15 protein-coding genes and 1 pseudogene are annotated in these 12,919 nt (G+C 70.3%); 9 read left to right on the top strand and 7 right to left on the bottom strand.

Annotated features, from left to right (window positions below):
* Positions 1-16: 16 nt before the first annotated feature.
* The 6 genes from AAFF41_RS43275 to AAFF41_RS43250 form a co-directional block, all read right to left on the bottom strand.
* Positions 17-1,192: a GNAT family N-acetyltransferase gene (locus AAFF41_RS43275; RefSeq protein WP_343325790.1), complete on the bottom strand. Its 1,176-nt coding sequence runs from the start codon at positions 1,190-1,192 to the stop codon at positions 17-19.
* Between the two features lie 57 nt (positions 1,193-1,249).
* Positions 1,250-1,777 (bottom strand): P-loop NTPase family protein, encoded by a 528-nt coding sequence (locus AAFF41_RS43270; RefSeq protein ID WP_079174028.1) that lies wholly within the window; start codon positions 1,775-1,777, stop codon positions 1,250-1,252.
* On the bottom strand, positions 1,774-2,529 hold the full coding sequence (locus AAFF41_RS43265) for an HAD family hydrolase (protein ID WP_343325789.1): 756 nt from the start codon (positions 2,527-2,529) through the stop codon (positions 1,774-1,776). The genes AAFF41_RS43270 and AAFF41_RS43265 overlap by 4 nt, the downstream gene beginning before the upstream one ends.
* Positions 2,530-2,593: 64 nt before the next feature.
* Positions 2,594-3,277: an SAM-dependent methyltransferase gene (locus tag AAFF41_RS43260; protein WP_054232549.1), complete on the bottom strand. Its 684-nt coding sequence runs from the start codon at positions 3,275-3,277 to the stop codon at positions 2,594-2,596.
* A gap of 33 nt (positions 3,278-3,310) precedes the next feature.
* Complete coding sequence (locus tag AAFF41_RS43255; RefSeq protein WP_319751152.1) at positions 3,311-5,149, bottom strand: B12-binding domain-containing radical SAM protein; 1,839 nt, start codon at positions 5,147-5,149, stop codon at positions 3,311-3,313.
* A gap of 31 nt (positions 5,150-5,180) precedes the next feature.
* Entirely contained in the window at positions 5,181-6,173 is a 993-nt protein-coding gene (locus AAFF41_RS43250) for a thymidylate synthase (RefSeq protein WP_319751153.1), read from the bottom strand.
* Between the two features lie 249 nt (positions 6,174-6,422).
* Here AAFF41_RS43250 and AAFF41_RS43245 point away from each other — a divergent pair, with 249 nt between their 5' ends.
* The 4 genes from AAFF41_RS43245 to AAFF41_RS43230 are packed head-to-tail and all read left to right on the top strand — an operon-like array spanning position 6,423 to position 9,707.
* Positions 6,423-7,247 carry a hypothetical protein gene (locus AAFF41_RS43245; RefSeq protein WP_319751154.1) on the top strand — a complete coding sequence of 275 codons (825 nt, stop codon included), beginning with the start codon at positions 6,423-6,425 and terminating at the stop codon, positions 7,245-7,247.
* 5 nt (positions 7,248-7,252) lie between these two features.
* The gene (locus AAFF41_RS43240; protein ID WP_319751155.1) at positions 7,253-8,029 is read left to right on the top strand and encodes an energy-coupling factor transporter transmembrane component T family protein; all 777 of its coding nucleotides are present in this window, start codon (positions 7,253-7,255) and stop codon (positions 8,027-8,029) included.
* Positions 8,026-8,895 (top strand): energy-coupling factor ABC transporter ATP-binding protein, encoded by an 870-nt coding sequence (locus AAFF41_RS43235; protein ID WP_319751156.1) that lies wholly within the window; start codon positions 8,026-8,028, stop codon positions 8,893-8,895. The genes AAFF41_RS43240 and AAFF41_RS43235 overlap by 4 nt, the downstream gene beginning before the upstream one ends.
* The gene (locus tag AAFF41_RS43230) at positions 8,895-9,707 is read left to right on the top strand and encodes an energy-coupling factor ABC transporter ATP-binding protein (RefSeq protein WP_343325788.1); all 813 of its coding nucleotides are present in this window, start codon (positions 8,895-8,897) and stop codon (positions 9,705-9,707) included. Before AAFF41_RS43235 ends, AAFF41_RS43230 begins: the two co-directional genes overlap by 1 nt.
* 263 nt (positions 9,708-9,970) lie before the next feature.
* Here the strand turns inward: AAFF41_RS43230 and AAFF41_RS51915 are convergent.
* A pseudogene (locus AAFF41_RS51915) lies at positions 9,971-10,219 on the bottom strand (hypothetical protein); the annotation flags it as partial.
* Positions 10,220-10,293: 74 nt separating this feature from the next.
* Between AAFF41_RS51915 and AAFF41_RS43225 the strand changes: the two are divergent.
* The 5 genes from AAFF41_RS43225 (at position 10,294) to AAFF41_RS43205 (ending at position 12,907) form a co-directional block, all read left to right on the top strand.
* A complete protein-coding gene (locus tag AAFF41_RS43225; protein WP_319751158.1) occupies positions 10,294-11,274 on the top strand; it encodes an NADPH:quinone reductase in 981 nt (326 codons plus the stop codon).
* A 69-nt stretch (positions 11,275-11,343) separates the two neighbouring features.
* Positions 11,344-11,724, top strand: coding sequence for a hypothetical protein (locus AAFF41_RS43220; RefSeq protein WP_319751159.1), 381 nt, complete (start codon positions 11,344-11,346; stop codon positions 11,722-11,724).
* A complete protein-coding gene (locus AAFF41_RS43215; protein ID WP_319751160.1) occupies positions 11,717-11,881 on the top strand; it encodes a hypothetical protein in 165 nt (54 codons plus the stop codon). Before AAFF41_RS43220 ends, AAFF41_RS43215 begins: the two co-directional genes overlap by 8 nt.
* Complete coding sequence (locus AAFF41_RS43210; RefSeq protein ID WP_319751161.1) at positions 11,848-12,042, top strand: hypothetical protein; 195 nt, start codon at positions 11,848-11,850, stop codon at positions 12,040-12,042. Before AAFF41_RS43215 ends, AAFF41_RS43210 begins: the two co-directional genes overlap by 34 nt.
* A 58-nt stretch (positions 12,043-12,100) precedes the next feature.
* Positions 12,101-12,907: a thioesterase family protein gene (locus AAFF41_RS43205; RefSeq protein ID WP_319751162.1), complete on the top strand. Its 807-nt coding sequence runs from the start codon at positions 12,101-12,103 to the stop codon at positions 12,905-12,907.
* The last annotated feature ends 12 nt before the right edge of the window (positions 12,908-12,919 follow it).

Here is a 12,919-nt window from a genome sequence, read left to right as displayed (position 1 = left end):
GCCTTCCTCCCCTTGCTCACAGCAGCCAGTCGTCGGTGTTCAACCCGCCCACCACGTACTGGCCGTACTCGGCGCCGAACGCCTCCGCCTCGGCCCGGTTGCGTTCGCGGACCTCTCTCTCGTCCGCCGCCAACGGCCGGTCCACTCCCACGAACACGCTGTACAGGGGATGCGGCTGGGCGCCGCGCGCCAGCTTTGCCTGGAAGGTGCCCAGACCGAGGTGGATCGCCCGCACGGTGCGGCCGGCGCCCGACTCGATGGGGTGGTAGAAGACCAGGTTGAAATAGTCGGCCACGTTGGGCACCGAGTAGTCGAAACCAGCCACGCGCGCGTACAGCGTGTCGCCGTGCCGGTATCGCAGCGCGAAACCGATGGGCTGCCCGGCGTCCTCGTCCAGGAGGAGCGTGCTGCGGTCGCCGAGGTGGCGTCCCTGGCGGTCGTACACCGCTGCCGCGCGCTCCTCGCCGTACGCGTGTCCGTGCTTGCGCATCAGCGCGCTGTTGAGCGGGGCGATCTCCTTGACGACCTCGGGGAGGGAGACCTCACGGATGGTCCGCCCGCTGCGGCCGAAGTCCCTTCTCTCCCGCCGGGCGCGGGGCCGTCGGCCGGAGGGCAGCCAGGCGAAGTAGTCGTCCAGGCTCTGCCACAGACCGACGGGCAGGACCGTCTCCACGTCGTGATAAAGGACCACCGCCCCGTCCTCGGCATGGGCCTCGGCGACCTCCAGCGCCTCCGCCCGGGGCAGGTAGTAGTACCCGAGCACGTCCGCCTCGGCGGTTCGGGCGAAGTCGAGGGTCCGCGCGGTGAGCGCTCGCACCGCCTGCGCGCGCTCCTGTGCCGTCACTCCCTCGCGGCCCGGCAGTTGACCGCGGAACTCCGACCAGCCCGCGCCGAACACCATGGGTCGGGCGGCGAGTTGGGCGTGTCGCTCGTCGTCGATCAGACCGGCGAGCAGGTCGGCGGGGGTGTAGAGCAGGTGCGGCGGACGGGTGAACGCGTACGCCTCGGCTCCCGCGACCGGCGTTCCCTGCGCGTCACGCGCCAACAGATAGCGGGTGGTGGCTCCGGGGGGCAACTCCTCCGCGCGTACACCGGCGAAGCCGCTGCTGGAGTAGATCGTTCCGCCGATCACCAGAGCATCCCATTCCGCCGCCGGCAGCTGGTCAACGGAGTCGTACGAGGAGACGTGCATGGGGGAAACTCCAGAAAAGGTGGATCGGATGAGTGTAGGGAGAAACGGTGCCGGAGTTCATTCCAGCAGAGATCGCACATCGCTGTCGCGCGTGTGCAGGAGCAGGATGCCGGTGCCGCTGAGCTCGTCGAACAGCCTCTGGTTGGCGAGCCGTTGGGAGTTGCGGACCTGCACGGCGTACCAGAGGATGGACCGGGGGCCGACGACGGTCCAGAACGTTTCCCGGACACCACCCCAGAGTTCCTCACGGCGTATCCAGCGCCGTACCGTACGGCGCAGCAGGCGCGGCCAGGTGACACGCAGCGGCGGATCCGTCCACACCACGCAGTCGGCGCGGTGGGCGAAGGCCTCGACGCTCGCGGCGAACTGACCGTCGACGACCCAGGTGTCGGCCGTCAGTTCCCGTTCGACGCCGGCGAGGAAGACCTCCGTGGGCACCGGTGTCCAGGCCGGTCCCCAGAAGAGGGCGTCGAGTGTGACGGGCGGGATGCCACGCCGTTCGGCGAGGGCGCGGGCGAGGGTCGACTTGCCGCAACCGGGACCACCCACGATCCACACCCGGCGGGCCTCCGCAAGGGTCTTCACACGTGACACAGACACATTCCCTCCAACCAGGCGGCCACGCCGTCGTCGTCGTTGCACGCGGTGAGGGCGTCGGCGGCCTCGCGTACGTCCGCGCTCGCGTTCGCGACGGCCACGCCGAGGCCCGCGGCGGCGAGCAGCCCCGTGTCGTTGGGCGCGTCGCCGAAGGCGACGACCGCCCCCCAGCCGATGCCGAGGTCGGCGAGGACCGACGCGACGGCGGACACCTTGTCCGCCTCCGGGGCCGACACCTCCAGCAGTCCCGGCCCCGAGGAGGTCCACCGCACCGCGCCGCGCACCCCGAGCGCCGCAGGCGGAGCGGCGGAATCGATGTGCACCATCAGGCACAGCACCGGCGAGCCGTCCGGCACGTCACCGACGCGCAGGGCCGTCTCGGCACCACTCGCCAGGATGTCGGGCCAGCCGGGGCCGATCAGTCGGTCGTGCTCCCGGTCCACGGCCCAGGGGCGCTGCCCGAGCACCGCGATCTCGGCGCGGACGGTGGCGGGTGTCATCGCCCGGATCCGTCGTACGCCCTCGCCGTCCAGGTCGCTGACGACGGCGCCGTTCGACGACACCAGGAAGGCGCCCAGACCGGACGCGGCGGACAGCAGCCCGCGGGCGGACCAGGCCGGGCGGGCCGTCGCGAAGACGACGCGGGTCCCCTGTGCGGCGACCGCGCGGAGCGCCGCCACCGCGCGCTCGCTCACGCTGCCGTCGGACAGCAGCAGTGTGCCGTCGAGATCGGTGACCACGACAGCCGGGCGGCTGTCCCCCGGATGCGGGGACAGCCGCTGAGATGCGTTCCGGTCACGAAGGTCACTTCTCCCGAGCGGGCTCACGGGGCGGCGGCATGCGGTGGGCGATGGCGGCCGCGTACCGGTGGTAGTGCCACTGCTCGTAGCCCAGGTGGCTCTCGCCGCGGATGCCCAGGTCGGCGTTCTCGAACAGCTCCCAGCCGGGCCGGGTGACGATCCGCTCCATCTCCGTGGCGGTCGGGTAGTAGCCGCAACTCCGCTCGTCGTCGTTGAGCCCGATCAGGTACTCACCGAAGAAGAGTCCGCCCGGAGCGACCATGTCCATCGCGTGGTGGACGAGGGCTTCCATCGTGTGGGCCCGGTTGGGCGGCATCGACCACAGGCCGCTGCCCAGTACCAGTTGGAAGTCGCCCTCGGCAGGCAGGGTCATGTAGTCCTGCTCCACCACGGTGCACCGGTCCTCCAGGCCCTCGGCGGCGAGCCGTTGGCGCAGGCCCACGACGTCGTGGTGGCCGTCGACGAGGTCCAGTTCACCGCCGTTGAGGAAGAGGTCGTCGCTCTCCACGCCGACGACCTGCCAGCCCGCGCGCAGCAGCGGCAGGGCGAACTTGCCGTCGGAGACGCCCAGGACGCAGGCGCGCGGCTGGACGCGCCGGGCGTATTCGCCGAGCGGGATGTAGCGGGCCAGGGCCGGGAAGTAGGAGTAGTAGTCGCCCCAGTAACTCTTGCGATCGACGTCAAGCACGCGCCCTCCCAAGGCTGTTGTCGGTGCGGGTGGTCATCTGGCCGCCTCGGTCAGTGGCTCGGCCGCGCTGTTGCGGACGGTGCCCCAGCGCTCGGCCGCGGACTTGTGGATGTACCAGATGTCGTCCTCGGTGAGCAGTTGGGAGACGACTTCCGGATAGGCCTCCTCGAAGTACGTGTACGGGGGCCTGTTGTCCTTGCGCGAGTGATAGTCCAGTCGGTCCTGGCCGTGTGCGGCGGTGATCGCCGTTCCCGGATGGTAGGTGAGGATGTTGGGGCTGGCCATGACGAGCAGTTCGTCGTCGATCAGCCGGCCGATCTGCTCGATCGTCTCCTCGATGGTCTCCCGGCTCTCGCCGTCCAGACCGAAGAGGACCGAGCTGCCGACCCGGATGCCGTGGCTCCGGATGATCGCGAGTGCCTCGCGCACCTTGCCCACCCAGGCCTCGGGGTTGCGGCGCAGCAGGTTCTTGCCCACGTGGGCCATCACGCTCTCGGCCATGCTCTCGATGCCGATGTAGATGTAGGTGCAGCCGCTGCGGCGCATCAGTTCGAGCGCGGCGTGCACCTCGTCGGCCTTGGCGCGGTTGAGCACCACGTCGACGGTGAGCTGTCCGCCCCACTCGAGGCGGGTGCCCCCGGGCAGGTCCGTGCCCTGGCGCAGCAGGTCCTGGCAGAACTCGGTGATCGCCTTCCAGTTCCCGCCCCAGAACACCGGGTCGTCGAAGAACACGGCCTCCGCGCCCCAGTCCATGAGCCGGCGGACGCGCTGTGCCACGTGTTCGGTCTCGCTCACCGCGAAGCGGGTGGGCCGCTGGGAGACCTGGATGCTCTCCGAGCAGAAGGTGCATTTGAACGGGCAGGAGTCCAGCGTCATCATGTGCGCCGTGCGGCTGCCGAGCGGGTGGCTGCCCGCCTCGGTGAAGACGCCGAAGCGGGCGCGGATGGAGAACGCCTCGTACGGCGACGGGAGTTCGGCCGAGCTGAGCCGCTCGCCCCGCACCGGCACCACCACCGCCTCACCGGGGCATAAGCCCACGATCGTGCCCGAACCGCGGAGTGTTTCCTCGGCGTCGGCGACCAGCGGAAGGGCGTCGAGCACCGCCGCGTTGTCGGTCGGACCGAAGCCGGGCGTGACGGTCAGCGACAGGGCACGCAGCAGCAGGTCGAGCAGAGGGGCGCCGTCACCGGCGACCACGAAGTCGACGACCTGATCCGCGCGGCCGTCGCGGACGACCTCCACCGTGCTGCTCCAGGAGAAGTCCGCCGTGCCGTCGGCGTCGCGGTACTTCATCGTTTCGTCGGCGTGCCGGCCGCCGAGGACGACGACGCAGTGGGGTGCGTGGACCTTGGCCAGCTCGGCCATCTCCAGGGCGTACCGGTGCGCCGCCGACACCGCGCTGAGCAGGAGGACCTTGGGCTGGAGCGCGCGGAGCTCGGCGATGAAACGCTCCTGGGCCACCTCGTCCCAGATGCGGGGGTCGAAGACGTGGCCGTCGGTGGTCCGGCTGTCGGCGATCAGCGTGGTCCGCGGCCCGTTCGCCGTGCGGCGGTAGTCGTCGTCCGGGCAGTGCCCCCAGTCGGGGCAGACGTCGTCGAGGGAGGGCTCCTCGGGCAGCCCCGCACTCAGGCGGGCCACCGAGCGCTGGATGGTGAGGGTCAGTGCCGAGTACAGGCACATCGGATCACCCGGATAGGCGACCTCCCCGCCTCTGCTGGTCGCCACCGGGACCAGTGCCGCCATGACCGGATAGGTGAACCGGGCCTCGCCCGGGTGCGCCGTGAACAACCGGCGCCGCCGGACGACGAGTTCCGTCACTTTCCCGCCCGATGCCGCCGCGTCCGGACGGCGCGGCTTCAGCGGGGTACGCATCGTTGTCCTCACGTGTGACTCCCCGGCGCGATCAGATCGCGGCGATGAGGTTCGCGACGCCACCGTTGGACGCCGGGCTGGTCACGAGCGACGTCGTGTCGCCCAACTTGCGGTAGGCGTGGGTGGCCAGGCAGGCCCGGGCCACGTCGGCGAACTCGGTGTTCGCCTTGTGCGTGGCGATCTCGTCCACGGTGGAGACGTCGCCCGACTGTGCCGCGAGCCGAAGCCGCCGCTCGAAGTCGATGAGTTCGCGCGCGGTCTCCCGGCCGCCGTCCGGGGTGCCCGGGAACGCGGGCAGCGCCACGGCCTCCACGGGCGCTTCGGTGATCTTCCGGGCCAGCTCCACCTCGTTCTCGTAGAAGTGGAAGGTGCCCGACTGGTGTATGTACGGGCCGCTCGGGACGTTCAGCAGCGAAGCCGCGTACTGCTGCATCCCCATGAAGAGGAAGGCGTCGTAGGGCAGGACCGTCAGCGCCTGCTGGGCTCGCATGACGGTGATCCAGGTGAGCGCGCCGTCCCGGAGGAAGAGGTGGACGCCCACGGCGCACGGGTACTCCCGCGACTGGCGGAAATTGTCCTCGGGCTGCAACACCAGGGCGAAGGCACGCCGGTGGGCGGGGTCGCGCTCGATCCGGCCGACCACTTCCTCCAGCTGGTTCCCCCTGGAGGTCAGCAGCCGATGGCCGAAAGCACCACTCAGCGTGTGCTGGTCGTCCGAGTACTCATGGGCTCCGCGGCGGTAGTACGCCGGGGTGTCGACGTCGTTGCGGCCGTCCAGGGACCAGGCGAGCAGACCGAAGCAGTAGGAGAGATTGACCGGAAGGTGCGGGGTGACCGCGAGACAGGAGGTCGGGTCTGCGAGACGGCTCTGGTAGGCCAGGAGTTCGCGGTACGGGCGGTCGTTCTGGCCGAAACCCGAGGCTTTGGAGAGCGGATCGCGCACCGAGTCCACGTCATTGCCGTCCGCGAGTACGTCGCGCAGCCCGGCCGTGTAGGAATCCGCAAACGACTGGTAGTTGGCCATGACATCTTCCCCGTTTCTGGTGATAGACGAAAAACTCGCCACCTGCCTTCAAACCGGACATAGCGACATCCGTGGCGAGCTCGGTTCCAATCGAGTAGAGCGTTGGAGATCTTGGTTTGTCAATGACGTTTTCAATTCCCTGACGAAGGGAAATACGTCCCCGTCGGGCGGACGCGGGTCGGTGTTGACACCGACGACTCGGTCTCTGCATGATGACCGGCGGCCAATGGGGCCTGCCAACACACGGGGGTGGCAGATCAAGTGACAGGCCGGATTTTGTTAAATCCTTGGCGCCTCTCTCCACGCTGGCGTATCGGGATCGGCGCGGTAATCGTCGCCATCACTTACGGGGGGCTGATTTCAGCCAAACCCGATTCCGTGCACGGCGGCGTGGGCGGTCCGGCCGCCCTGCTCGCCCTGTGCGGTTACACCCTCGGGGCGATGCTGATCGTCTCCGGCGCGGTGGCGGGGCTGCCGACGACGACCGTGGCCCTGCTGCCGGTGGCGATCACCATCAACATCGTGATGGGAAAGATCGTCTACTTCAGCGGCCTGCCGCTCCAACTCGACTCGATCGGCACCGTGCTCGTCGGCGTCCTGGCCGGACCGGCCGCGGGCGCCGCCACCGGGGCTCTGGCCAGCATCGTCGTCGGGATGACCATCACTCCCGGAGCCCTGCCCTACGCGGTGACCGCCGCCCTGATCGGCTTCATCGCGGGAACCCTGGCGCGGGCCGGCTGGTTCCGGCGCCTGCCGACCGCCCTGCTCGCGGGAGGTGTGATCGGCGTGGCCGCCGGCATCGTCTCCGCCCCCATCACCGCCTTCGTCTTCGGCAACGCCGGCGGCACGGTGGGGCAGTCGGCCGTCATCGCGACGTTCCAGGCCTACGGAAACAGCATGCTGAAGGCCGCCAGCCTGCAAGGGCTGGTCGCGGACCCCCTGGACAAAGCGCTGACCGTCGCACTGGCCCTGACCCTGCTGGCAGGCCTGCCCTCCGGCTATGTGCACCGTTTCCCCTTTGTGCAGAAGCATCGGGTGCTGGCGGTTCACCGCCTCATGCCGAGAAGGACGTGACCCGCATGGACATATCCCCGCACGCCACCGACGACTCCCCCGTGCACCGGCTGAATCCGCTCACCAAGCTGACCTTCGCGGTCACCGTCACCGTATCCGCATTCGCCCTCACCATGACCTGGTGGCCGCTGCTGCTCTTCTGCGCCACGGTACTTCCCCTGGTGATAATTTCAGGAACCCTTCGTAAATTCGTACCCATGCTTCTTGCCCTGTGGGTGCCCGTCGCGCTCACGGTTTACCTGATTCAGGGCTTCTTTTATCCGGACACTCACCGGGTGGTGGCTGAAATCGGCCCCCTGGAATTGAAATATGAGGGCCTGGTTTTTGCCACGCAGACCGCACTGCGTCTCCTGGCGCTCATGGGGGGATTCTTCCTGCTTCTCCTCACCACACAACCCGGCGCGCTGATGAGCGCGATGACACAGCGCGGCATGTCGCCGAAGACTGTCTACGTCGTCTCGGCCGCCCTGCAGATCGCGCCCGCCCTCACCACCCGGGCCCAGGGCATCCTGCACGCCCAGCAGGCGCGCGGCCTGCCGGTCACGGGGCTGCGCGGCCGGGTCCGGGCCCTGGTTCCGATGGCCGGGCCGCTGATCCTCGGTGCCCTCACGGAAGTGGGGGACCGTGCGGTGGCCATGGAGACCCGGGGTTTCGGCACCACCCGCCGCCCCACGTATCTGACCGAGGTGCCGGACACCGCGACGCAACGGGTCGCCCGGACCGTCATGGGCCTGTGCGCGCTCGCCGCCGTCGTCACCAACGTACTCGGAGTGCTCCGGTGATCGAATTCAGGGACTTCTCCCTCACCTATCCGACCGGCTCCCGACCCGCCCTCCAGAACATCGATCTCGCTGTGCCGCGTGGCCAGTTCTGTGCCGTGGCCGGTGCCGACGGCGCGGGCAAGACCACCCTCGCGGGAGTCGTCAGCGGCGTCGTCCCGCAGATGACCGGCGGCGAGACCACGGGATCGGCACGGGTGGGTGGGCGGCTGTTGGCGGAGACGCAGCCGTCCGAACTCGTCGGCGAGGTCGGCCTGGTCATGCAGAATCCGTTCAACCAGCTGTCTGGAGCACGGTTCTCGCTGCGCGAGGAGCTCGCCTTCGGTCTGGAGAACCTCGGTGTCGAGCGGGCCGAGATGATCCGACGCGTCGATCGCGTCATGGCCGACCTGAGGCTCACCGCCCTGGCCGACCACTCCCCGTACGAAATCTCCGGTGGACAGCAGCAGCTTCTGGCCATCGGATCGGCGTTGGTGATGAGGCCGGCCGTCATGGTGCTCGACGAACCGACCTCACAGCTCGACGCGGTGGCGACCGGCGTGGTGTTCGAGGCGCTGGAGACCCTGCGGGCGCAGGGCGTCACCGTCATCCTGTTCGAGCACCGGCTGGAACGGCCGGCCCGGTACGCGGACCGCGTCGTGATCCTCAACGAGGGGCGGATCGCCGCGGACGGGCCGCCGACCGATGTCCTCACCGACCCCCGGCTCGCGGAGTGGGGAGTGGCTCCGCTGCGCTACACGACGGCCGCACGCCGCGCCGCCGGGCGCGGCCTGTGGGAGTCGGACCGTCCGCTGCCGGCGACCCTGGAGGCGGCCGCGGAAGGATTCACCGCCTCGCTCAAGAGCACGAGAACCGCCGGAGGCATGTGATGGTGCTGCGCGTCGACTCCCTCTCCCATCGCTATCCGAACGGAACGACCGCGCTCGCGGACGTCTCACTGACCGTCAGGGCCGGCGAACGTGTGGCGGTCGTGGGTCCCAACGGAGCGGGCAAGAGCACGCTGGCCCGGCACCTGATCGGCATCGCCCGCCCCACGTCGGGGACGGTCACGGTGGACGGTCGCGATGCCGCCGGGCTCGAGATCGCCGAGCTGGCCCGCAGCGTGGGCTTCGTGTTCCAGAACCCGGACGACCAGCTGCACGCCTCCACGGTGGCCAAAGAAGTCGGCTTCGGCCCCCGCAACCTCGGCTTCCCGGCCGACCGCCGGACCGCCCTCACGCAGTGGGCACTGCAGGTCACCGGCCTGACCGGGGAGGCGAACAGCCATCCCCGTCATCTGTCGTTCGGCGAGCGCAAACGGGTCGCCTTCGCCTCGGTCCTCGCGATGGACACCCCGATCATCGTCCTGGACGAGCCCACCACCGGCCAGGACCACCGCTCCGTCGTCCTGCTCGAAGAGCTCATCGCAGACCTGCACGAGCGGGGAAAGACGATCCTGGCCATCACCCATGACACGGACTTCTGCGCGGAGAACTTCGACCGGGTCGTCGTCCTGTCCGAAGGCCGCGTGCGGTGGGACGGTCCTGTGGAGCGCTGGCTGGAGGGAGACAGGAATCCGTCCATGTCCGCCTTCGAACAGCCCCAGATGGCCCGGCTCGGCCGACGACTCGGCTGGCCGACCCCCGTGGCCACGGTCGACAGCTTTCTGGACCAGCTGACCGACCACGCCGCGGCTCGGTGAAGTCGCGGGCGCCGTCCGCGTTCTTCTCCACGCTCACGGTCTCGCCGCCGAACTCGATCGCGTGTACGGCGGATTCCGTTCCACCCGAGGCCCTGGCGACCGGCTGTGCACCCGCCGTTCGGCGGGAACCGACCCGCGCGGCCGCCGACCGGCACGCAGCGGCCGCGCCTGGAGCGCAATGCCCCAGGCAGGGCCACTGAGGTGCCGGTGGGCGGAGAGCGGTCGCGCGCTTCGGGAGGTCGGTGTGCGGCCGACCGTGCGGCTCAGACCGCGGCGTCCGCCGCGCCTCCTGCCTGGCGTCCGGAGAACAGGCGGCCGCCGAGGAAGGTGCCTTCCAGGGAGCGGTATCCGTGCACTCCTCCGGCGCCGAACCCCGCGACCTCACCGGCACCAGCACGCGGTGCCGCGCCGACACCTCGCCTGCCTGGAGGAACCGGCGAACTTCTTCCACGACGGCGACCGGCCCCTGTGCGCGCAGGCTCCGCGAGGTCCTCGGCGAGGACGCCCCCGAGCCCGGCGCCGCGCGCACCGGGAACACTCCCCTACGCTCGAAGATCCCCGAGCCGAGAGACGACGGAGGTCCCACATGCTTGCGTCCTGGTACGACGAACAAGGCCCGGCCGCGGCCGTGCTGGGCGTCGGCGAACTCCCCGACCCCGAGCCCGGCCCCGGTGAGGTTCGGGTTCGTGTCACCGTGTCGGGGGTGAATCCCGGGGACACGAAGAAGCGGCGCGGCTGGCTCGGCTCTTCGATGCCGTATCCGCGGGTGATTCCGCACAGCGATGCCGCCGGAGTGGTCGACGCCGTGGGGGACGGTGTCGACGCGCGCCGGGTCGGACAGCGGGTCTGGGTCTACGGCGCCCAGTCGTACCGGCCCTTCGGCACCGCCGCCCAGTACACCGTCGTGCCCGAGGACCTGGCCGTTCCCCTGCCCGACCACCTCGGCGACGAACTCGGCGCGAGCCTGGGCATTCCCGGGATCACCGCGCACCGGACCGTGTTCGGCGACGGGCCGGTGGACGGGAGGACCGTGCTGGTGCACGGAGTGCTCGGCGGGGTCGGCTCCCTGGCCGCTCAGCTCGCCCGTTGGGGCGGAGCCACCGTGCTCGCCACCGTCCGCCGCGGCGACGACCTGGACCGCGTCGACCCGGCCGTCGTGTCCCACGCCGTCGCCCTCGACTCCGCCGACCCGGCGGCGGCAATCCGTAGGTACACGCCCCGGGGCGTGGACCGCATCATCGAAGTGGCACTCTCCGACAACGCCGACCTGGACACCGCCGTCGCCGCGACGGACGCGGTCATCGCCGCCTACGCCACCCGCGCCGACCGCACCGAAATCCCCTTCTGGCCACTGCTGTTCAACAACGTCACCCTGCGGCTGCTCGGCAGCGACGACTTCCCCGCCGCGGCCAGACGTCAGGCCGCCCGCGACCTCACCGCCGCGGCCGCCGTGGGCGCCCTCACCGTCGACGTCGGCGACCGGTACCCGCTGGAGGACATCGCCCAGGCCCATGACCGCGTCGACGCCGGCGGCCGGGGCAGGGTGCTGGTGACCATCCCCCACTGACCGTCCCCGACCGAACGGTCCACCGTCACGGGGCCACACCCGGTCGCGAAGGCCTACGCCGTCTACGCCGTGATCGACGAGGCATATGCCGTCAACGCCTCCCTGCCCGAGGCGGAACGCTCGGCGCCCCGACTGCTGGCGATGCAGATCGCCTGCGAGACCTACTGGGTCGGCGGCGCTCCGGTCGGGGTCGCTCTCGGCGCCGCGCTGCCCGCGCCGACCAAGGGTCTGGAGTTCGCCCTGCGCGCCCTGTTCACCGTGCTCACCCTGGACGCGTTCCGCTGCAGCGAACTCCCCTCGGTCCTGCTCGCCGGTGCCGGCGCCGCGCTCGCGCTCGTACTGACCCCGGGCCTCGCCCTGTTCACCGCGTTGCTGATGTCCGTCGGCCTGCTCCTGGTGCGCCACACGTTCACCACTCGCCGACCCGCCGAGGAGTCCACCGATGCCTAGCACCTCGTATCTCCTCACCGTCCTGGCGATCGTCTTCGCTCTCACCTTCGCCCTGCGCGCCCTGCCGTTGGCTGTACTGCGCACCTGCGCGGCTCGGCGCTGGTGCGGCACCTGTCCGTGGGGATGCCGGTCGGCATCCTCTCGATCCTCGCCGTGACGGCCCTGCACGGCACGATCACGCGCGACCCGCACGGAACGGGGTACGCACTGCTCGCGGTCGCCGTCACCGTCGGCGTCCACCCGGCCTTCGGCCGCCGCACGATCCTGAGCGTGGGCGTCGGCACCGCCGTCTGCGTCGTCCTGCTCAATACTCTGTGATCAGCCCCGTGATCAGCCCTTTGAACAGCCCCGCGAACCGCCCGAGGAGAAACGTCCGTTGAACACCGGCACCCCGGTCCCCGACAGCTACTACGAGCGCATCGACGAGCACCGCTACAAGCCGACCGCCCACGCGGGCGGAGCCTGGGACCCCGAGGAACAGCACTTCAGCCCGCTCGGCGGCCTCGTCGTCCACGCCATCGACCGTCATCTGGCCGGGCGGCCGGACTCCGGCCTGGCGACGGCCCGGATCAGCTACGACATCCTGGGCCGACCCGCCCTCGACGAGTGCGAGATCCGGGTGGAGACCATCCGCCCGGGCCGCACCATCGAGTTGATCGAAGCCGTCGTGCTCATCGCCGACCGGCCCGTGGTCCGTGCCCGCGCCTGGCTCCTCGCCACCGTCGACACCTCCGCCGTCGCCGGGGGCCCCGGCGACCGGCTCACCCCTCCTCACGCGCTCACCCCGTGGCCGATGGCCTCACTGTGGCCCGGCGGATACATCGCCTCCCTGGACGTCCGCCCGCTCGCACCGCCCCGGGCGGGCCGTACGACCGCCTGGATCTCCACCCCCCACGCCCTCGTCGCCGACGAGCCGAGCAGCACGCTCGCGTCCTACCTCGCCCTCGTCGACACCGCCAACGGCATCGCCGTACGACAGCCGCCCACCGCCTGGATGTACCCCAACGTCGACCTGACGGTCCACCTCCACCGCCAACCCGATGGCCACTGGACCGGCCTGGACACCACGGTCACCTTCGGCCCCACCGGCCAAGGCCTCACCAGCACCGTCCTGCACGACCTCAACGGCCCGGTCGGACACGCACAACAGATCCTCACCGTCCGCCCCATACCGGACAGGTGATCACGGACGACG

Origin of the sequence: Streptomyces mirabilis, assembly GCF_039503195.1 — a bacterium.
In the GTDB taxonomy this organism is placed as follows: Bacteria; Actinomycetota; Actinomycetes; order Streptomycetales; family Streptomycetaceae; genus Streptomyces; species Streptomyces mirabilis_D.
The sequence above is the reverse complement of the archived record's forward strand: the minus strand, read 5'-3'. Positions and strand labels throughout refer to the sequence as shown.